This window comes from Ralstonia sp. RRA, assembly GCF_037023145.1.
Lineage (GTDB): Bacteria > Pseudomonadota > Gammaproteobacteria > Burkholderiales > Burkholderiaceae > Ralstonia.
Genome location: NZ_CP146091.1, coordinates 1,617,486 through 1,637,586 on the forward strand (window position 1 = coordinate 1,617,486; position 20,101 = coordinate 1,637,586).

14 protein-coding genes and 2 tRNA genes are annotated in these 20,101 nt (G+C 62.8%); 12 read left to right on the top strand and 4 right to left on the bottom strand.

Annotated features, from left to right (window positions below; all coding sequences use genetic code 11):
* The first annotated feature begins 229 nt into the window (after nt 1–229).
* From tig to V6657_RS08080, 9 genes are all read left to right on the top strand, one after another.
* Nucleotides 230–1,573: a trigger factor gene (gene tig / locus V6657_RS08040; protein WP_048932466.1), complete on the top strand. Its 1,344-nt coding sequence runs from the start codon at nt 230–232 to the stop codon at nt 1,571–1,573.
* Nucleotides 1,574–1,614: 41 nt separating this feature from the next.
* Nucleotides 1,615–2,262, top strand: coding sequence for an ATP-dependent Clp endopeptidase proteolytic subunit ClpP (gene clpP, locus V6657_RS08045; protein WP_048932465.1), 648 nt, complete (start codon nt 1,615–1,617; stop codon nt 2,260–2,262).
* Between the two features lie 186 nt (nt 2,263–2,448).
* Complete coding sequence (gene clpX / locus V6657_RS08050; RefSeq protein WP_021194573.1) at nt 2,449–3,723, top strand: ATP-dependent Clp protease ATP-binding subunit ClpX; 1,275 nt, start codon at nt 2,449–2,451, stop codon at nt 3,721–3,723.
* Nucleotides 3,724–3,892: 169 nt separating this feature from the next.
* Nucleotides 3,893–6,313, top strand: coding sequence for an endopeptidase La (gene lon, locus V6657_RS08055; RefSeq protein ID WP_048932464.1), 2,421 nt, complete (start codon nt 3,893–3,895; stop codon nt 6,311–6,313).
* Between the two features lie 159 nt (nt 6,314–6,472).
* A complete protein-coding gene (locus V6657_RS08060; protein ID WP_021194571.1) occupies nt 6,473–6,745 on the top strand; it encodes an HU family DNA-binding protein in 273 nt (90 codons plus the stop codon).
* 78 nt (nt 6,746–6,823) lie between these two features.
* Nucleotides 6,824–6,899: transfer RNA gene (locus V6657_RS08065), tRNA-Val, on the top strand.
* Nucleotides 6,900–6,944: 45 nt separating this feature from the next.
* Nucleotides 6,945–7,021: transfer RNA gene (locus V6657_RS08070), tRNA-Asp, on the top strand.
* Between the two features lie 104 nt (nt 7,022–7,125).
* Nucleotides 7,126–7,686: an NADPH-dependent FMN reductase gene (locus V6657_RS08075; RefSeq protein ID WP_048932463.1), complete on the top strand. Its 561-nt coding sequence runs from the start codon at nt 7,126–7,128 to the stop codon at nt 7,684–7,686.
* A 66-nt stretch (nt 7,687–7,752) separates the two neighbouring features.
* Nucleotides 7,753–9,693 (top strand): SurA N-terminal domain-containing protein, encoded by a 1,941-nt coding sequence (locus tag V6657_RS08080; RefSeq protein ID WP_048932462.1) that lies wholly within the window; start codon nt 7,753–7,755, stop codon nt 9,691–9,693.
* A 76-nt stretch (nt 9,694–9,769) separates the two neighbouring features.
* Here V6657_RS08080 and lepB read toward each other — a convergent pair whose 3' ends face one another.
* The gene (gene lepB / locus V6657_RS08085; protein WP_048932461.1) at nt 9,770–10,462 is read right to left on the bottom strand and encodes a signal peptidase I; all 693 of its coding nucleotides are present in this window, start codon (nt 10,460–10,462) and stop codon (nt 9,770–9,772) included.
* A 73-nt stretch (nt 10,463–10,535) separates the two neighbouring features.
* Nucleotides 10,536–11,150 carry an arylesterase gene (locus tag V6657_RS08090; protein WP_048932855.1) on the bottom strand — a complete coding sequence of 205 codons (615 nt, stop codon included), beginning with the start codon at nt 11,148–11,150 and terminating at the stop codon, nt 10,536–10,538.
* Between the two features lie 64 nt (nt 11,151–11,214).
* Here V6657_RS08090 and V6657_RS08095 point away from each other — a divergent pair, with 64 nt between their 5' ends.
* Nucleotides 11,215–11,925, top strand: coding sequence for an ABC transporter ATP-binding protein (locus V6657_RS08095; protein ID WP_048932460.1), 711 nt, complete (start codon nt 11,215–11,217; stop codon nt 11,923–11,925).
* Nucleotides 11,926–11,929: 4 nt separating this feature from the next.
* On the opposite strand, the gene pgi is transcribed toward V6657_RS08095, so the two are convergent.
* Together pgi and V6657_RS08105 are read right to left on the bottom strand one after the other, a co-directional pair.
* Nucleotides 11,930–13,549, bottom strand: coding sequence for a glucose-6-phosphate isomerase (pgi, locus tag V6657_RS08100; RefSeq protein WP_048932854.1), 1,620 nt, complete (start codon nt 13,547–13,549; stop codon nt 11,930–11,932).
* Between the two features lie 61 nt (nt 13,550–13,610).
* On the bottom strand, nt 13,611–15,206 hold the full coding sequence (locus tag V6657_RS08105) for an NAD(P)H-hydrate dehydratase (protein WP_048932459.1): 1,596 nt from the start codon (nt 15,204–15,206) through the stop codon (nt 13,611–13,613).
* A 91-nt stretch (nt 15,207–15,297) separates the two neighbouring features.
* Here V6657_RS08105 and V6657_RS08110 point away from each other — a divergent pair, with 91 nt between their 5' ends.
* Entirely contained in the window at nt 15,298–15,864 is a 567-nt protein-coding gene (locus V6657_RS08110) for a winged helix DNA-binding protein (RefSeq protein ID WP_048932458.1), read from the top strand.
* Nucleotides 15,865–16,010: 146 nt separating this feature from the next.
* Complete coding sequence (gene purL, locus V6657_RS08115; protein ID WP_048932457.1) at nt 16,011–20,099, top strand: phosphoribosylformylglycinamidine synthase; 4,089 nt, start codon at nt 16,011–16,013, stop codon at nt 20,097–20,099.
* The last annotated feature ends 2 nt before the right edge of the window (nt 20,100–20,101 follow it).

Consider the following 20,101-nt stretch of genomic DNA (forward strand, 5'->3'; position numbering starts at 1 on the left):
CGTTCTGACCCAAAAAATCAGGGCCGGCGAGCGTTCCATGCCATAATATGCGTTTTGCGTTTGCCAGCCCGAACGCGCCTGTTGCACCCGTTTAAGCCGCCGAAGTGTCACCTGAGCGGCCCTCGCGTCGCATCCGCGCAAGCCCGGCAAGACCAAGAACTTTGAACCACGGCTGCTGCTGGCGCTGCGCCGTTCGACGCAACTTTCATCTGATTCTGGAATTACGACCATGTCGACTATCGAAAACCTCGGCAAGCTTGATCGCAAAGTGACCCTGGCTGTCCCGAAGGCCGAAGTGGAGCAAGAGAAGCAAAGCCGTCTGGCGCGTCTGTCCAAGACCGTCAAGATGTCGGGCTTCCGTCCGGGCAAGGTCCCGATGAAGATGGTCGAGAAGCAATACGGCCAACAAGTTGAATTCGAAGTCCGCTACGACAAGGCTGCCCGTCAGTTCTTCGACATCACCAATGAGCAAGGCGTGAAGGTTGCCGGCCAACCGCGCTTCGAGCTGAAGACCGAAGGCGTGGCCGACGACCAAGTCGCATTCGACGCCACCTTCGAGGTGTACCCGGAAGTCAAGCTGGGCGATCTGGCCGGCGCGGAACTGACCCGCACCAAGACCGAGATCACCGACGCGGAAATCGACAAGACCCTCGACATCCTGCGCAAGCAGCGTGTGCATTACCACGCGCGCGGCGAGGCTGGTGAGCACGGTGACGGCGGCGCTGCCGTTGCACAAAACGGCGACCGCGTGACGGTCGACTTCGTCGGCACGATCGACGGTGTGGAATTTGCCGGTGGCAAGGCTGAAGGTTTCAGCTTCGTGCTGGGCGAAGGCCGCATGCTGCCTGAGTTCGAGCAAGCGACGCTGGGCCTGAAGCAAGGCGAGTCGAAGAAATTCCCGCTGGCCTTCCCGGAGGACTACCACGGCAAGGACGTGGCCGGTAAGACGGCTGAGTTCACCGTTACGCTCAAGCAAGTCGAGTGGGCACACCTGCCGGAAGTCAACGAAGCCTTCGCACAATCGCTGGGCATCGCCGACGGCAACCTCGACAAGATGCGCGCCGACATCCGCGAAAACCTCGAGCGTGAAGTCAAGCGCCGCACGCACGCGCTGCTCAAGGACCAAGTCATGGAAGCGCTGCTGAAGGTGGCAGAGCTGGATGTGCCGAAGTCGCTGGTCGAACAAGACCAAGAGCGCCTGGTCGAAATGGCCCGTCGTGACCTCGAGTCGCGCGGCATGCCCAACGCCAAGAACATGCCGATCCCGGCGGAAATGTTCACGCAACAAGCCGAGCGCCGCGTGAAGCTGGGTCTGGTGCTGGCTGAAGTCGTGAAGGCCAACAACCTGGAAGCCAAGCCGGAGCAGATCAAGGCCGAGATCGAAGAGTTCGCCAAGAGCTACGAAGATCCGAAGGAAGTCATTCGCTGGTACTACGGTGACCAACAGCGCCTGGCTGAAATGGAAGCCTACGTGCTCGAAAACAACGTGGTAAATTTTGTGTGCGACAAGGCCAAGGTTACTGACAAGGCTGTGTCGTTCGAAGAGCTGACCGCCACCCCGGCGCAAGGCTGATTCGATCGATAGAGTTTCCGAACTAAGCACCGGAGAACCGCATGATCCGCAATGAACTGATCGACCAACTTGCCCGTACCCAGGCTTCTGCGCTCGAAACGCAGGGGCTCGGTCTGGTGCCGATGGTGGTCGAGCAGTCGGGCCGCGGCGAACGCGCCTACGATATCTACTCGCGCCTGCTCAAGGAGCGCGTGATCTTCATGGTAGGCGAGGTCAACGACCAGACTGCCAACCTCGTGGTGGCACAGCTGTTGTTCCTGGAAAGCGAGAATCCGGACAAGGACATCTCGCTGTACATCAACTCACCGGGCGGTTCGGTGTCGTCCGGTCTGGCGATGTACGACACGATGCAGTTCGTGAAGCCGGATGTGTCGACGCTGTGCATGGGCATGGCAGCCAGCATGGGCGCGTTCCTGCTGGCCGCTGGCGCCAAGGGCAAGCGTCTGGCGTTGCCGAACTCGCGCATCATGATTCACCAGCCGCTGGGCGGCGCGCGTGGTCAGGCTTCCGATATCGAGATCCAGGCGCGCGAAATCCTGTACCTGCGCGAGCGCCTGAACACGGTGCTCTCGGAGGCGACCGGCCAGCCGGTCGACAAGATCGCCCGCGACACGGACCGCGACAACTTCATGAGCAGCGAACAGGCCAAGGAATACGGCCTGATCGACCAGGTCATCAGCAAGCGGTAAAACGCCGATGTGCGCGATAGCCGGTGTGTTCCGGGTCACCTCGGCGGCACACTGGTTAAGCGCGCAAAGCATGTCAAGCGGTGTCAAAAACGAGGCTTCGCGCCTCGTTTTTGCTTTGTACAACACCAGCGGATCGTCGCCAGATAATTTGGCGTATGATGCTGCCAAGAACTACTGGTAATCGTTATGGCGGACAAGAAAGGCTCGACTGGCGAAAAGCTGCTGTACTGCTCGTTCTGCGGCAAGAGCCAGCATGAGGTCAAAAAACTGATTGCCGGCCCTTCGGTCTTCATCTGCGATGAATGTATCGACCTGTGCAATGAAATCATCCGGGACGAAGCCGCCATCTCCGAGAAGGAAGGTGGTCTTGCGGTCAAGTCCGATCTGCCGACACCGCATGAAATCCGTCAGAGCCTCGACCAATATGTGATTGGTCAGGAGCAGGCCAAGAAGATTCTGGCGGTCGCGGTCTACAACCATTACAAGCGTTTGAAGCACCTCGGCAAGAAGGATGATGTCGAGCTGTCTAAGAGCAACATCCTGCTCATCGGGCCGACTGGCTCGGGCAAGACCCTGCTCGCACAAACGCTGGCACGCCTCCTGAACGTCCCGTTCGTCATCGCTGACGCCACCACGCTGACCGAAGCCGGCTACGTGGGCGAAGACGTCGAGAACATCATCCAGAAGCTGCTGCAGAACTGCAATTACGAAGTGGACAAGGCCCAGCGCGGCATCGTCTACATCGACGAAATCGATAAGATTTCGCGCAAGTCTGACAACCCTTCCATTACCAGAGACGTTTCTGGGGAAGGCGTGCAGCAAGCTCTGCTCAAGCTCGTCGAGGGAACGATGGCATCGGTACCGCCGCAAGGTGGCCGCAAGCATCCGAATCAGGACTTCCTGCAGGTCGATACCACCAACATTCTGTTCATTTGCGGCGGCGCGTTCGATGGTCTGGAAAAGATCATCCGCCAGCGCTCCGACAAGACCGGGATCGGTTTTGGTGCAGAAGTGCAGAGCAAGGAAGAGCGCGACGTCAATGAAGTGCTGCCGCAGGTGGAGCCGGAAGACCTCATCAAGTTCGGCCTGATTCCTGAGCTGATTGGCCGCCTGCCCGTGGTGGCAACGCTGGCCAAGCTCGACGAGGCCGCCCTGATGGAAATCCTGGTCGAGCCTAAGAATGCAATCGTCAAGCAGTATCAAAAACTGCTGGCCATGGAAGGGGTGGAGTTGGAAATCCGTCCGAGCGCGCTGACGGCAATCGCCCGCAAGGCGATCAAGCGCAAGACGGGGGCGCGTGGTTTGCGTTCCATTGTCGAGCACGCTTTGATGGATGTGATGTATGACCTCCCTAACCACAAGGGTGTGCAGAAAGTGGTGATCGATGAAAGTACGATCTCCGGTGACGGCAAGCCCTTGCTGATGTACGAAGAGCAACCCAAGGTTGCAGGTTCCAACTGACGCGAATGCCCGGCGGGGATGCGCCGTATGCATCCCATGCAGGAAGCCGTTCGCTCGCGAGCGGCTTTTTTGCTTCGGGAAACCGGGCCGGCATGCGACTTGCAGCAGCGGTCTTGTAAAACCGCCACTGCGCCCAATTTAGCCCTTACATGACTTTCTGGGGAAAATAATGTCCGGAACCCAACTTTTACCCGCTGAGCAGATTCGCCTGCCGCTGTTGCCGTTGCGTGACGTGGTGGTGTTTCCGCACATGGTGATTCCGCTGTTCGTGGGGCGCCCCAAGTCCATCAAGGCGCTGGAAGCCGCGATGGAAGCGGGCAAGAGCATCATGCTGGTGGCGCAGAAGACGGCCGCCAAGGATGAGCCGACCGACAAGGACCTCTACGAGGTCGGTTGTATCGCCAACATCCTGCAGATGCTGAAGCTGCCGGACGGCACCGTGAAGGTGCTGGTCGAGGGCACGCAACGCGCCAATATCCTGACCGTGACCGACGACGAATCGCACTTCTTCTGCGAAGCAGTGCCCGTCGGCCCGGAACCGACTGAATCGGCCGAAACCGAGGCGCTGCGTCGCGCCATCGTGTCGCAATTCGATCAGTACGTGAAGCTGAACAAGAAGATCCCGCCGGAGATCCTGACCTCGCTGTCGGGCATCGATGAGCCGGGTCGTCTGGCTGACACCATCGCCGCGCATCTGCCGATCAAGCTCGAGCAGAAGCAGAAAATTCTCGAGATGTTCAACGTCACCGAACGTCTGGAGAGTCTGCTGTCGCAGCTGGAAGGCGAGATCGACATCCTGCAGGTGGAAAAGCGCATCCGTGGTCGCGTCAAGCGCCAGATGGAGAAGTCGCAGCGCGAGTACTACCTGAACGAGCAGGTCAAGGCCATCCAGAAGGAACTGGGCGAAGGCGAAGAAGGCGCTGATCTCGAAGAGCTGGACAAGAAGATCAAGGCCGCTCGCATGCCCAAGGAGGCCAAGAAGAAGGCCGACTCCGAGTTCAAGAAGCTCAAGCTGATGTCGCCGATGTCGGCCGAGGCAACGGTCGTGCGCAACTACATCGACACGCTCGTGGGCCTGCCGTGGCGCAAGAAGAGCAAGGTCAACAACGACCTGTCGAATGCTGAGCAGGTACTGGATCAGGACCACTACGGTCTGGAGAAGGTCAAGGAACGCATTCTCGAGTACCTCGCGGTTCAGCAGCGTGTTGACAAGCTGAAGGCACCAATCCTGTGCCTCGTGGGGCCGCCGGGCGTGGGTAAGACTTCGCTGGGGCAGTCGGTGGCGCGTGCAACGAACCGCAAGTTCGTGCGTATGGCGCTGGGCGGCGTGCGTGACGAAGCTGAAATTCGCGGTCACCGCCGTACCTACATCGGGTCGATGCCGGGCAAGATCCTGCAGAGCCTGACCAAGGTCGGCGTGCGCAACCCGCTGTTCCTGCTCGACGAAATCGACAAGATGGGTGCGGATTTCCGCGGTGACCCGTCGTCGGCGCTGCTCGAAGTGCTGGACCCGGAACAGAATCACACGTTCCAGGACCACTACATCGAAGTGGACTTCGACCTGTCGGACGTGATGTTCGTGGCGACGTCGAACTCGCTGAACATTCCGGCGCCGTTGCTGGATCGGATGGAAGTGATTCGTCTGTCGGGCTATACGGAAGACGAAAAGGTCAACATCGCCCGCCGCTACTTGCTGCCCAAGCAGATCAAGAACAATGGTCTGAAGGAAGGCGAGATCGAGGTGACTGAAGCCGCGCTGCGCGACATCATCCGCTACTACACGCGCGAAGCGGGTGTGCGTTCGCTGGAGCGCGAGGTCTCGAAGATCTGCCGCAAGGTCGTCAAGCAACTGCTGCTGAAGAAGGAAGCCGGTACGTCCGTGAAGGTGGATTCGGACAATCTGGACAAATTCCTCGGCGTGCGTCGCTTCGACTTCGGTCTGGCCGGCAAGGAAGACCAGGTGGGTCAGGTGACAGGTCTGGCATGGACGGAAGTGGGCGGCGATCTGCTGACCATCGAAGCCGCGCTGATGCCGGGCAAGGGCAACATCACCCGCACCGGTTCGCTGGGCGATGTGATGAAGGAATCGGTCGAGGCTGCGCGTTCGGTGGTGCGTTCGCGCTCCGCTCGCCTGGGTATCAAGGATGAGATGTTTGAGAAGCGCGACATCCACATCCACGTGCCTGAAGGCGCGACGCCCAAGGACGGCCCGTCTGCAGGGATTGCGATGACGACGGCGCTGGTGTCGGTGCTGACCGGAATTCCGGTGCGCGCCGATGTGGCGATGACTGGCGAAATCACGCTGCGCGGCGAAGTGCTGCCGATCGGCGGCCTGAAGGAAAAGCTGCTGGCCGCACATCGTGGTGGCATCAAGCTGGTGCTGATTCCGGAAGAGAACGTAAAGGATCTGACGGACATTCCGGACAACGTGAAGAACAGCATTGAGATTCAGCCGGTGCGCTGGATCGACAAGGTGCTGGAACTCGCGCTGGTGCGCAAGCCTGAGCCGCTGCCGGAAGAGGAAACCAAGCCCGCGCCCGAAGCTGCCAAGACTGACGACGGCAAGGCGCAGGAGATGGTGCATCACTGATGCCATGACCTGCATAGGTTGAAGAGGGGCCCGACGTTGTTCGGGCCCTTTTTCTTTGCGCGATAGGCGGCGAGATGTAGGCGGTTCTTCGCCTTGACACGTCGATTGGCGGCCACTTTAATGAATCCACACTAAGCGGGTGTTCGGGGAGGTGGCGCGATGAACAAGACGGATCTCATCGACCATGTGGCGGCGCAGACCGACATGTCAAAAGCCGCAGCCGGGCGCGCCATCGACGCGCTGATCGGCGGTATCAAGGATGCGTTGTGCGACGGCGGGTCAGTCACGCTGGTCGGCTTTGGCACGTTCCTGGTCGGCAAGCGATCTTCGCGCAACGGGCGCAATCCGCGCACCGGAGCTACCATCACAATCGAAGGTGGCAAAGTTGCGAAATTCAAACCTGGCAAAGCGCTAAAAGATGCGCTAAACTAGTGGGCTTTGGTGCTCACAACATTCGGGTGACAACGAATGTGGGCACCGGACAGTCCGGCCTGTGCCGGCAGTGCGAACGGGTGCTTAGCTCAGTTGGTAGAGCAGCGCCCTTACAAGGCGCGGGTCGGGAGTTCGAGCCTCTCAGCACCCACCATCGTTCGCAATGCCGCTCCGTGCGTCGTGCAGTCCGACCCAATCTGGAGCGGTAGTTCAGTCGGTTAGAATACCGGCCTGTCACGCCGGGGGTCGCGGGTTCGAGTCCCGTCCGCTCCGCCAGAACATAGCAAAGGCCCGACTTGTTCGGGCCTTTGTCTTATCTGCCTTCAGTGAAGCGCGACGCGCTAGCCGGCTGCAGGGCAGCGCCATTCAGGAGCCATGCATTGCAGATCATCCGACTGTTGGCTGTCTCCGGTAGCTTGCGTGCGGCCTCCATCAACACAGCGCTGTTGCGCGCCGCGAGCATGGCCGCGCCGCAAGGTGTATCCATTACGACGTTCGCGCGCCTCGGTGAATTCCCACTGTTCAATCCGGACGCCGAATCCCCAGTGCCGGCACCTGTACAGGCGTTCCGTGAGCAGATCAACGTGGCTGACGGGGTACTGATCGCCAGCCCCGAATATGCGCATGGGGTGACCGGCGTGATGAAGAATGCGCTGGACTGGGTCGTTGGTTGCGAAGCGTTCGTCGACAAACCAACCGCGGTACTCAACGCGTCGCCGCGCGCGACGCATGCTGACGCGGCCCTTAAGGAAACGTTGTCAGTGATGTCGGCCGATCTGGTGATGTCTGCATCGATCGCGCTGCCAGTGTTGGGCGCGAAGCTCGATGCCGCAGGCATCGCAGGACATCCGGAGTTGGCCGGCGCCCTGTCCGGCGCGCTGGATGCGATGCGACAGCATATCGTCGAGCGGCGGCTGCAGATCAGCAGCATGCCAGAATGAGCGAGGCGGTCGCAGCACCTGATAGAATCGCCCGATTTCCCATCATTCTAATCACTCCGGTCCAGCATGCTTGAATTCGTACGTACGCATCGGCGCTTGATGTTTCTGGTGCTGCTGATTCTGGTGTTCCCTTCGTTCGTGTTTTTTGGCGTGCAGAGCTATTCGAGCTTCATGGACAGCTCGCACGACGCAGCCAAGGTCGACGGCAAGGTCATCACTACCGCCGAGGTCGACAATCGTGTGCGCGAGCAGACCGACCGCCTGCGCCAGATGCTGGGCGCGCAGTACGATCCGCGCCAGTTCGAAGGGCCGCAGATGCGTCGTGATGTGCTTGACGGCATCATTCAGCAGCGCGTGCTCTCCAATGAAGTCGCGCATGCCAACCTGAACGTCTCGAACGATAAGGTTCGCGACACGATTTTGCAGATCCCGGCCGTGGCAGCGCTGCGCAAGCCGGATGGTTCGTTCGACGAGCAAGCCTATGTGCAACTGCTGGCCGCGCAGAACATGACGCCGGAGCAGTTGGAAAACAACCTGCGCTTTGAGCTCGCGCAGCAGCAAATTCCGCAGTCGATCGTGTCGACGGCCTTTGTGCCGAAGTCGCTGGTGGACCACCTGATCCAGGTACGTGACCAGCAGCGCGAAGTGCAGGCCCTGGTGTTCAAGCCGACTGACTACGCTGCCAAGGTCAACGTCGACGACAAGGCCATCCAGGCCTATTACGACGCGCACCAGCAAGAGTTCTCGGTGCCGGAGCAGGTCAAGGCCGACTACGTTGTGTTTTCGGGCGAAGACATGATGAAGCAGATTCCGGTCACGCCCGAGCAGATCAAGGAGTACTACGATCAGAATGCCGCGCGCTTCAAGACCCAGGAAGAACGCCGCGCCGCGCACATCCTGATCAAGCTGCCGGACAACGCCAAGCCTGCCGACAAGGACGCCGCCAAAAAGAAGGCTGAAGAAGTGTTGGCCGAAGTGCGCAAGAACCCGGCGAGCTTCGCAGAACTGGCCAAGAAGTACTCGGGCGATCCGGGCTCGGCCGCGCAGGGCGGTGAACTGGGCTTCCTGGGCAAAGGCGCGACCGTTCCGCCGTTCGAGAACGCGCTGTTTGCGCTCAAGCAGCCGGGCGACATCAGCGATGTCGTGCAGAGCGACTTCGGTTTCCACATCATCAAGCTTGAGGAAGTGAAGGGTGGTGGCGTGCAACCGCTGGAAGCCGTCAAGCCCGAACTGGAACGCGAAGTGCGCACCCAGCTGGCCAACAAGAAGTACACCGAGTTGGCCGACGCGTTCTCCAACGCGGTTGAAGATCAGTCTGACAGCCTGAAGCCGGTGGCCGACAAGCTGAAGCTGCAAATCCAGACCATCGACAACGTGACGCGCACGCCGAACCCGGCGCTGGCCAACAGCCCGATCGGCAACGAGAAGGTACTCAAGGCGCTGTTTGCCGACGACGTCATCAAGAACCATCGCAATACGGCAGCCATCCAGGTGGGTCCGACCACCCTGGTGGCAGCGCGTGCGGCGGAATATCGCCCGGCGACGGTCAAGAAGCTGGCCGATGTGCGTGAGCAGGTCAAGGCCAAGGTGATTGCTGAGCAAGCGGCTGCGCTGGCTAAGAAGGCCGGCGAAGAGAAGTTGGCTGCGGTCAAGCAGAGCAACAGTGCCGATGGCTTCAGCGCGGCGCAGACGGTGTCGCGTCAGCAGGCTCAGGGCACGCCAGCGCCGGCACTCACGGCCATCCTGCGTGCCGATGCCACGAAGCTGCCGACCACCATTGGTGTCGATCTGGGTGCCCAAGGCTATGCGCTGTACCGCATCAACAAGGTGCTGCCGCCGGCCAACGTGGATGAAGCCCGCCGTGCCGCCGATGCGCAGCAGTTGGCGCAAGCTGCCGGCCAGGCCGACTTCAATGCCTACTATGAAGCATTGAAAGCCCGCTCGAAGGTGAAGATCAACAGCAGCGTGGTCGACGCTGCCAAGCCGTCCAGCTCGGGAGATGACTGAGCTAGGCGCGTCATCGCAAGCCTGACAAAAAAGCCCCCTCACTGAGGGGGCTTTTCTTATGCCCGCGGGCGCAGGCTTAGTCCATTGGTTTGCCGATGCGTGCAAGACGCGGCATATACCAGCGGTCTGGATCGAACGACACGGCCACGTACGAGGCGCGTGCAATCAGGTTCTTGCGCGGGACGAGCCCGAAGTAGCGCGAGTCGTGGCTGTTGTCGCGATTGTCGCCAAGCATCAGGTAGTGGTCTGTTGGCACGGTGATCGGGCCGAAATCGCGTAGTGCAGCCACTTCAGGCAAGACCATTACAGTGTGCGCCTGCCCGGGCAGGGCCTCAGACCAAAGTTCGTGTGGCAGGGCCGCGGTGGCTTGCGGCAACGCGCCGGGGGCAACGTCAGGTAGCGGCGTGTATGCGATGCGCTGGTGGTTAATGAAAAGCGCTTCGCCGCGCATCTCGACAACATCGCCGGGCAGACCGATCAGGCGCTTGACCAGTTTTGTGCCATCTTCGGGCGATGAGAACACGACGACGTCGCCGCGCCTTGGCTCGTCGCCACGCTTGAGCCAGACGGTGGTGGCAGGCACACGTACACCGTAGGCCAGCCGGTTCATCAGGATGTAGTCGCCCTCGATGAGCGTTGGATTCATCGAGCCGCTGGGGACCACCGCCCAGTCGGCAATGCAGGCCCGGAAGGCAAACAGCAGCGACATGCCGACCAGGAACCGCTTGTTGTCGCGCGCCGCACGCAGCGCGCCGGTCAAAAGCTTCATGGCATTCCCCCGTATGAGATGCGGCTGTGATGCGCGCCAGGCTTCTTGCGAGCCAGTCGGCGCGGCCGAGCCGTCACCCTCCGACCCGCACCTTCAGCAGAGGTTCCAGTTTTGGCCAGACGTTGTCGAGCATCGTCGGTTGAGCTGCGGCAATCGGGTGGATGCGGTCTTCCTGGAACCAGTCAGGACGTTGGGCCACGCCTTCAAGTAGGAAGGGCACCAGTGGCAGCTTGTACTGCTGCGACAGCTTGCCGTACATGGCGAAGAACCGGTCGCTGTAGTCGGGGCCATAGTTGGGCGGGATGCGCATGCCGACCAGCAGTACCCTGGCGCCCGCAGCTTGCGACGCATCGATCATCGCCTTCAGATTGGCTTCGCTGGAGGCGAGCGACAGACCGCGCAGTGCGTCGTTGCCGCCCAGCTCCAGGATCACCACGGAGGGCTTCTCGCGCGCCAGCACAGCGGGCAGGCGTGAGCGGCCACCGGCCGTGGTATCGCCGCTGATGCTTGCATTGGCGACGCTATAATCAGGCTTCCGTTCTTTGAGGCGCTTGTCGAGCAGTGCGACCCAGCCGGTGCCTTGCGCCAGGCCGTATCCCGCCGACAGGCTATCGCCCAGCACCACCACGCGATGCGCTGTGGGCGCGCTTTGTGCTGACGCCTGCGTGACGGGCAGCATGCCGACCATGGTGCAGCCGAGTGCCGCGACCAGTGCCTTCAAGCTGCGCCTTCTACTACCTACCTGTCCAATCATGTCGTCTTCCGCTACCTGGGTGATTGAAGTCGATTCGCTGCACAAGACCGTGCGCGATGCCACCGGTGAGTTGCCTATTCTGAGCGATGTTGGCTTCCGTGTGGAAGCGGGCGAGACGCTGGCCATCGTCGGCGCGTCGGGCTCGGGCAAATCGACGTTGCTTGGGTTGCTGGCAGGGTTGGACCTGCCGAGCGCTGGCAAGGTCAAACTGCTGGGTCACGATCTGTTCGGGCTGGATGAGGATGGCCGTGCAGCCGTTCGCGGCAGTCACGTGGGTTTCGTGTTTCAGTCGTTCCAGTTGCTGCCGCATCTGACCGCGCTGGAGAACGTGATGCTGCCGCTCGAGCTGCAGGGCGATGTGAGTACTGCGGAGATGCGCCGTCGCGCCACAACGCTGCTGGAACGTGTTGGTCTTGGCGCGCGGCTTTCCCACTATCCCAAAACGCTGTCGGGCGGTGAGCAGCAGCGCGTAGCGTTGGCCCGGGCGTTTGTGACCGAGCCGGACATCCTCTTTGCGGATGAACCGACGGGTAGCCTTGATACAGCCACCGGCGAGGCTGTCATCGCTTTGATGTTCGAACTGAATCAGAGCGCAGGTTCCACGCTCGTGCTGGTCACGCACGACCGTTCGGTTGCGGCGCGCTGCAACCGCATCCTCACCATTGAAGCGGGTCACTTGGTCGGCGACGAAACCGTCACCGAGCTTTGATCGATTAGAGCGCTGCCTTGGCGCGACGGATCAGCGCAGCCGTCGATGCGTCATGTGCCACCGAGGCGGGCGCGCCTTCCAATTCTGCTTGAATCGGCTTGGCGAGCTTCTTGCCGAGCTCCACGCCCCACTGGTCGAACGAGTTGATATTCCACACTGCACCTTGCACGAAAGTGCGGTGTTCAGCGCAGGCAATCAACGCGCCGAATGATGCGGCATCGAGTCGCTCCATCAGGATGGTCGTGCTTGGGCGGTTGCCTTCAAACACCATGTGCGGCACCAACGCCTCGTCAGTCACACCGCCTGCGCGGACTTCATCCTCGGTGCGGCCGCGCAGCAGTGCTTCGCCTTGGGCAAAGCAGTTGGCGAGCAGTTTGGCATGGTGGCCGGGCAGATTGCGCACCGGCTCCAGCGTGGTGATGAAATCCACCGGCACGATCTGCGAGCCTTGGTGGATCAGCTGGAAGTACGCATGCTGGCCATTGGTGCCCGCCGTGCCCCAGACGATGGGGCCGGTGTCGGTATCAATGGCAGCACCGGTGCGCTGGACCGACTTGCCGTTGCTCTCCATCTCCAGTTGCTGCATGAAGTCGGTCAGCAGTTCCAGCGGTGCGCAGTAGGGCACCGTGCAGGCGCTTGCAGCGTTGAAAAAGCCGCGATACCAAACCGACAGCATCCCGAGAATGAGCGGCAGGTTCTCGCGCGGTGCGGCCGTGGCGAAATGGCGGTCCATTGCGCGCGCGCCGTCGAGCATCGCTTCGAACTGCTGCGGGCCGATCGCCAGCATGATCGACAGGCCCACCGCAGACCACAGTGAGAAGCGCCCGCCCACCCAGTCCCAGAAGGTGAACATGTGGTCAGGGTCGATGCCGAACTGTGCGACGGCTTCACGGTTGGTGGAGACGGCAACGAAGTGGTGCTTGAGCTGATCTTCCGCCACGCCGTGCTCGACAAACCAGCGGCGCATGCTGTGCGCATTGGCCATCGTCTCAAGCGTGGTGAACGTCTTGGAGCAGACAATGGCGAGCGTGGTGTCGGGGTTCAGGTGGTCGAGCGTTTCGGCCAGATCCGTGCCGTCGACGTTCGAGACGAAATGCACGCGTACCTGCGGCACAGCCAGATGGTCGAGCGCACGACACACCATGCGGGGGCCGAGGTCCGAACCACCAATGCCGATGTTGACGATGTCCGTGATGCGCTGGCCGGAGTGGCCCGTCCAGGCGCCGCTGTGCACGCGGTTGGCAAAGTCACGCATCTGGGCGCGCACGCGCAGCACCTCGGGCATGACGGGTTCGCCGTCGGCGCGGTAGTCGTCTTCCGCTCGGCCGCGCAGGGCGACATGCAAGACAGAGCGGTGCTCGGTGTTGTTGATGCAGTCGCCGCGCAGCATGGCGTCGCGCAGCGCGAGCACGCCTGCTTCATCGGCCAATTGCAGCAGCAGGGCGAGCGTGTCGGAGGTGATGCGGTTTTTTGAGTAGTCGACCGTCAGGCCCGCCGCTTCCAGGGTGAAGGCGCGCACCCGTTCCTCGGCGTCCGGCGCGGCAAACCAGTCGCGCATATGAGCGGCGCGGATGGTTTGGGCATGTTGCGTCAGGGATTGCCAAGCAGGAAAGGCTGTGGGCATGCGGTATGACATCGAGTTGCAAAAACGAATGCGCAGTATAACGGCGCATCGTGGCGCTTTTCTATCCGCGCGTGTCTGACGCCAGCAATGCGTTGAGCGCACGCCGTGCTGGGGCGCACAGTTCACTTGCGTGCAGGCCGATCGGGCCCTCGCCCGAGGCGACCAGATCGTCCGCCGCCCTGCCATGCAGCCAGACGGCGGACAGCGCCGCCTCGCGCGCCGGCACGCCCTGCGCAAGCAACGCGCCCACCATACCGGTGAGCACGTCGCCGGTGCCGCCCGAGGCCAAACCGCCGTTGCCCGTCGGGTTGACGGCGGGTGTCATGCCCGGTGCAGCAATCACAGTGCCTGAACCCTTGAGTACGACGACGGCACCCGTCCGGTTGACGAGTGCCTTGGCGGCGGCCAGACGGTCGCGCTGGACGGTCGGTGTGTCGAGCTGAAGCAGGCGCGCGGCCTCAAGCGGATGCGGTGTCAGCACCACCGGCACGCCGCTTTGCGCCAATTGCGTCAGATGCGCGAGCAGCGCGGGCACCTTGGCAAACAGGTTCAGGGCGTCGGCATCGAACACCGCGGGGATGCGCGACGACAGCATCCGATCCAGCAGATGGTCGAGCGCGCTTTCAGCATCCTTGGCGGTACCCATGCCTGGGCCCACCGCCAGCGCTTGCATGCTGCCCAGGTCGAGCTTGCCCCACGTATGCAGCATCAGTTCGGGCTGAGCGGAATCCACGCGCGGTGCATCCGCCGCCAACGACACGACGTGCACCTTGCCTGCACCCAGGTACAGCGCCCCACGTGCAGTCAGCAGCGGGGCGCCCACCATGCCATGTGCGCCTCCGACGATCGCCACGCTGCCATACGACCCTTTGTGACCATCGTGCCTGCGACGCGGCAGATGGGCGAGCCAGCGTGCGGGCGTGTTGATGAGCGCTTCTGCTTCAATCACACCGTCGTACGCGGGCTGCGCGGCCTGCAGGTCAGCCAGTGCGATGTCGCCGGCAGCATCGCGACCGCAGCCGGTCAGCAAGCCCGGTTTGACCGCGAGGAACGTGAGCGTGGCACGTGCACGCACGACGGGTGATCCCTGCGCCGGCGGTTGGCCCGTATCGCCATTCAGCCCAGAAGGAATGTCGAGCGCATAAACCGGCAGGCCGCTGGCATTGAGCGTGTCGACCAGCGCTGCATGCAGCCCGGTCAGCGGCCGCGCCAGCCCGATGCCGAACAGCCCATCGACGATGGCCGTGGTCGTTGCCGGGACGGAGGCAGGTGTGTGCAGAAGCTCGATCGGTACGTTGGCGGCGCGCGCCTCGGTCCACGCGCGGCGGGCATCGTCGGGCAGTTTGGCCGGATCGGCTGCCAGCCACACGGTGACTGCGCGGCCCGCCAGGTGCAGCACCGTGGCTGCGACCAGGGCGTCACCGCCGTTGTTGCCAGGGCCGGCGACAAAGAGCAGGTGGCCGTGTGGCGCCCGCGTCTGAAGCCAGTCGGCGGCGGCCTCGCCGGCGCGGGCCATCAGGGTGAAGGGGGCGAGGGAGCGGTAGGCGGCGGCTTCCAGCGCGCGAATGCCTGCCGTGCCAAAGAGCAGATCAGCGCCGTGGTGTGCGGCCAGGGCGCCGTTGATGAGGATTTCGCGCCAGGTCGGATGTGCGGACATGATGGGTCTAACCAGGGCAGACATGACGATCTATTCTCTTACAATAGCCCGCGTCCCAGACTGTTTCCGATCCTTTTTCCCTGAGCTGCGCATGTCTAAATCGCCCTCCACCCCGAAAGCCGATCTGCCGGAAGCCGCTGCCAATGAAGGAAGCAAGGGCGGGCCGATCGTGTCTTCGTCGCATCTGGTGTCGGCGCGCAGCCCTGAGTTGTCCGAGTTCGAATTCGCGCTGAATACCGCCTACAACGCCTACAACCGCTGGTGTGTGCGCTGCATGGCGGCTGCCGGTGTGCGCGACCTGACATTCCTCGATGTGCTGGTGGTGCATCACGTCAACCACCGGGGCCGCGCCAAACGGCTGGCCGACATCTGTTTCGTGCTGAACGTGGAAGACACCCACCTCGTCACGTATTCCCTCAAGAAGCTGCAGGGAATGGAGCTTGTGGAAGGCACGCGCAGCGGCAAGGAAGTCACCTATACCACCACGGCTGCTGGCGAAAAGGCCTGCGCCCGTTATCGCGAGATCCGCGAGCAGTGCCTGACCAGCAATATTTCGCCCAGTGGCGAGGAAAATGCGGAGATTGGCGAGCTGGCGCGGCTGCTGCGCGTGCTGACGGGGCTGTACGAACAGGCAGCTCGCTCGGCCACGTCGCTGTAAAACCGGCGGTTTGGGCCAATTCTGGCCGAGACAAGCGCATTTCCAGGCGATTTGACCGTCGGTAACAGGGGCGGGGCAAGGTACAATAGCGGTTTTCCCGCGCACGCCGGGGAATTCCTCTTCCAGCGACTCCTGCCTTGCCCACCATGGCGCATTTCTCGTGCTTTCCCGGCGCTCTCGCGCTGTCCGCCTTCCGCCAGCAACGCCTGCTTTCCACCCTCAAGCGCATCGATCCCGATATCGAAGCCGTCAGTGCCCAATACCTGCACTTCGTCGCCGCCGACACACCGCTGTCGGCCGATGAATCGGCCCGTGTGCAGGCGCTGCTGACCTACGGCTCGCCCGCCCCAGCGGATGTCGAAGGCGACCGCTTCGTGGTCATCCCGCGCTTCGGCACGATCTCGCCGTGGGCCAGCAAGGCGACGGAAATCGCCCGCCACTGCGCGCTACCGCAAATCCATCGCATCGAGCGCGGCGTGGAATTCACCGTCACATGCAAGAAGGGCCTCATCCGCAGCCTGACCGGTGCGGCCAAGCACCTGGACGACGCCACCCGCGCCGCCGTGGCCGAGCACCTGCACGACCGCATGACGGAAGTGGTCATCGACTCGCGCGAAGCCGGCTACGGCCTGTTCGACGTGCTGCCCGCCAAGGCACTGCGCTTTGTCGATATCGCCGGTGGCCGCCAGGCCTTGGAAGCCGCCAACGTCGAAATGGGCCTGGCCCTCTCCGACGACGAAATCGACTACCTGGTCGACGCTTACCGCAAGCTCGAACGCAACCCGACCGACGTTGAGCTGATGATGTTCGCGCAGGCCAACAGCGAGCACTGCCGCCACAAGATCTTCAACGCCGACTGGACCATCGACGGCGATACGCAGGACAAGTCGCTCTTCGCGATGATCCGTAACACGCACCAGCTCGCGCCGCAGGGCACGATCGTCGCGTACTCCGACAACGCCGCCGTGATGGAAGGCGGCATGGCCGAGCGCTGGTTCCCGCACTCTGGCACCGAAGCCGCAACGGGCGTGCCGCAATACAACCGTCGCGAAGCGCTCACGCACACGCTGATGAAGGTGGAGACGCACAACCACCCGACGGCCATTTCGCCGTTCCCGGGCGCATCGACCGGCGCGGGCGGTGAAATCCGCGATGAAGGCGCCACCGGCCGTGGCGCCAAGCCCAAGGCGGGCCTGACCGGCTTCACCGTGTCGAACCTGCTGCTGCCCGAAGCTGTGCAATCGTGGGAAAACGCCCGCGATACGGCCCAGCCCGTGGCACACCGCAACCCGAACGAGGCCGCAGCCGGCCCGATCGGCAAGCCGGAGCGCATCGCCTCGCCGCTGCAGATCATGATCGAAGGCCCGATCGGCGGCGCTGCGTTCAACAACGAATTCGGCCGACCCAACCTGGGCGGCTACTTCCGCGTCTACGAGCAGAACGTCGGCGGCACGGTGCGCGGCTATCACAAGCCAATCATGATTGCCGGCGGCATCGGCAACATCGACGCCGGCCACACGCACAAGCACGGCCTGCCGGCCGGCACGCTGCTGATCCAACTGGGCGGCCCGGGTATGCGCATCGGCATGGGCGGCGGCGCTGCCAGCTCGATGGCGACCGGCACCAACACCGCTGACCTGGACTTCGACTCGGTCCAGCGCGGCAACCCCGAAATGCAGCGTCGCGCGCAGGAAGTCATCAACGCGTGCTGGGCGCTGGGTGAAGACAACCCGATCCTGTCGATTCACGACGTGGGCGCGGGCGGCATCTCCAACGCTTTCCCGGAAATCGTCGACGGCGCGGAGAAGGGCGCACGCTTTGATCTGCGCCAGGTGCATCTGGAAGAGTCGGGCCTGAGCCCCGCCGAAATCTGGTGCAACGAATCGCAAGAGCGCTACACGCTGGCCATCGCCCCGGGCGATTTCCCGCGCTTCCAGGCCATGTGCGAGCGCGAGCGCGCACCGTTCTCGGTAGTCGGTTTCGCTACGGACGAACAGCAACTGCAAGTCGTCGACAGCGATGCTCCGGTCGATAGCGCCGACCATTTCCCGGTCAACATGCCGATGGACGTGCTGCTCGGCAAGCCGCCGCGCATGCACCGCGACGTTCGCCGCGTGTCGCAGGAACTGCCGGAAGTCGATGTCACCGGCCTGGACCTGGAGATCGTCGCGCGCGACGTGCTGCGTCACCCGACCGTCGCCAGCAAGTCGTTCCTCATCACCATCGGTGACCGCACTGTCGGCGGCCTGAACACGCGCGACCAGATGGTCGGCCCGTGGCAAGTGCCGGTGGCTGACGTGGCTGTTACCACGCTTGACTACAAGGGCTACACCGGCGAAGCGATGACGATGGGCGAGCGCACGCCGCTGGCCGTCATCAACGCACCGGCATCGGGCCGCATGGCGATTGGCGAGTCCATCACCAACATCGCCGCCGCGCCGATCGACTCGCTCACGCAACTCAAGCTGTCGGCCAACTGGATGGCTGCCTGCGGCGTGAACGGCGAAGACGCCCGCCTGTACGACACCGTCAAGGCCGTCGGCATGGAGCTGTGCCCGGCACTGGGCATCAGCATTCCGGTGGGCAAGGATTCGTTGTCGATGCGCACCAAGTGGGAAGACGACGGTCAGGCCAAGGAAGTGGTCGCGCCGGTGTCGCTCATCGTCTCGGCGTTCGCGCCAGTGACGGACGTGCGCAAGACGCTCACGCCGCAACTCAAGCAAGTCGAGTCGGCCAACGCACAGGCCGACACCACGCTGATCCTCATCGACCTGGGCCGCGGAAAAAACCGCATGGGCGGCAGCATCCTCGCGCAGGTCACGCAGCAGATCGGCAACAGCGTGCCGGACGTGGACGACGCGGAAGACCTCAAGCGCTTCTTCGCCGCCATCCAGCAACTGAACGTCAGCGGTTCGCTGCTGGCCTACCACGACCGCTCCGACGGCGGCCTGTGGGCGACCGTCTGCGAAATGGCGTTCGCCGGCCACTGCGGCGTGTCGATCAACGTCGACATGCTCACGCTGGACGATGCAGCCGATCATGGCGACGCCAAGAACTGGGCGCTGCAAGTTTCCGGCCGCCGTGCGGATCTGACGTTGCGCGCACTGTTCGCCGAAGAACTCGGCGCCGTCATTCAAGTGCCGCTGGCCCAGCGCGATGCCGTTTTCGCAGTGCTGCGCGAGCACGGCCTGGCCGGCTGCAGCCACGTCATCGGCGCGCCGAACGCCAATGGCCACATCGAAATCTGGCGCGACGCCAAGAAGGTCTTTAGCGCCTCGCGCATCGAACTGCAGCGCACCTGGACGGACGTCTCCTGGCGCATCGCCAGCCTGCGCGACAACCCCGAGTGCACGCAGAGCGAATACGACATCCTTCTGGATGCCGAAGACCCGGGCATCTCGCCCAAGCTCACGTTCGACATTGCGGAAGACGTGGCCGCACCGTTCATCGCCACGGGCGCCCGCCCGCGCATGGCGATCCTGCGTGAGCAGGGCGTGAACTCGCAGATCGAAATGGCCTACGCGATGGACAAGGCCGGCTTCGACACCTACGACGTCCACATGAGCGATCTGCTGGCTGGCCGCACCACGCTGGCCGGCTTCAAGGGCTTCGTTGCGTGTGGCGGCTTCAGCTACGGTGACGTGCTTGGCGCGGGCGAAGGCTGGGCGAAGACCATCCTCTTCAACAGCATGCTCGCCGAGCAGTTCGCCGCGTTCTTTAACCGCACCGATTCGATCGCCCTGGGCGTGTGCAACGGCTGCCAGATGATGGCAAACCTCGCCCCGATCATCCCGGGCGCAGGCGCATGGCCGAAGTTCACGCGCAACCAGTCGGAGCAGTACGAAGGCCGCCTCGTCACCGTGCAGGTGGACGCGTCCCCGTCGATCTTCTACGCGGGCATGGAAGGCAGCCGTATCCCCATCGTCGTCGCGCACGGCGAGGGCTATGCCGATTTCTCGCAGCAAGGCGACATCAGCAAGGTGGCCGTGGGTCTGCGTTATGTCGACAACCGCGGCCAGGTTACGCAGACGTACCCGCTGAACCCGAACGGCTCGCCGCAGGGCATTGCCTCGGTGACGACGCACGACGGTCGTTTCACTGCGCTGATGCCGCACCCGGAACGCGTGTTCCGCGCGGTGCAGATGAGCTGGCATCCGAAGGACTGGGAAACCGCCGGTGACGGCAGCAGCCCGTGGATGCGCATGTTCCGTAACGCACGCAAGTGGATGGGTTGATG

Bases quoted from the DNA above. Each gene is read 5' to 3' on its own strand.
- V6657_RS08095 (WP_048932460.1), top strand. From the start codon at position 11,215: ATGTCGTCTTCCGCTACCTGGGTGATTGAAGTCGATTCGCTGCACAAG.
- tig (WP_048932466.1), top strand. From the start codon at position 230: ATGTCGACTATCGAAAACCTCGGCAAGCTTGATCGCAAAGTGACCCTG.
- V6657_RS08090 (WP_048932855.1), bottom strand. From the start codon at position 11,150: ATGGTCGGCATGCTGCCCGTCACGCAGGCGTCAGCACAAAGCGCGCCC.
- V6657_RS08110 (WP_048932458.1), top strand. From the start codon at position 15,298: ATGTCTAAATCGCCCTCCACCCCGAAAGCCGATCTGCCGGAAGCCGCT.
- lon (WP_048932464.1), top strand. From the start codon at position 3,893: ATGTCCGGAACCCAACTTTTACCCGCTGAGCAGATTCGCCTGCCGCTG.
- V6657_RS08080 (WP_048932462.1), top strand. From the start codon at position 7,753: ATGCTTGAATTCGTACGTACGCATCGGCGCTTGATGTTTCTGGTGCTG.
- V6657_RS08060 (WP_021194571.1), top strand. From the start codon at position 6,473: ATGAACAAGACGGATCTCATCGACCATGTGGCGGCGCAGACCGACATG.
- pgi (WP_048932854.1), bottom strand. From the start codon at position 13,549: ATGCCCACAGCCTTTCCTGCTTGGCAATCCCTGACGCAACATGCCCAA.
- purL (WP_048932457.1), top strand. From the start codon at position 16,011: ATGGCGCATTTCTCGTGCTTTCCCGGCGCTCTCGCGCTGTCCGCCTTC.
- clpP (WP_048932465.1), top strand. From the start codon at position 1,615: ATGATCCGCAATGAACTGATCGACCAACTTGCCCGTACCCAGGCTTCT.
- clpX (WP_021194573.1), top strand. From the start codon at position 2,449: ATGGCGGACAAGAAAGGCTCGACTGGCGAAAAGCTGCTGTACTGCTCG.
- V6657_RS08105 (WP_048932459.1), bottom strand. From the start codon at position 15,206: ATGTCCGCACATCCGACCTGGCGCGAAATCCTCATCAACGGCGCCCTG.
- lepB (WP_048932461.1), bottom strand. From the start codon at position 10,462: ATGAAGCTTTTGACCGGCGCGCTGCGTGCGGCGCGCGACAACAAGCGG.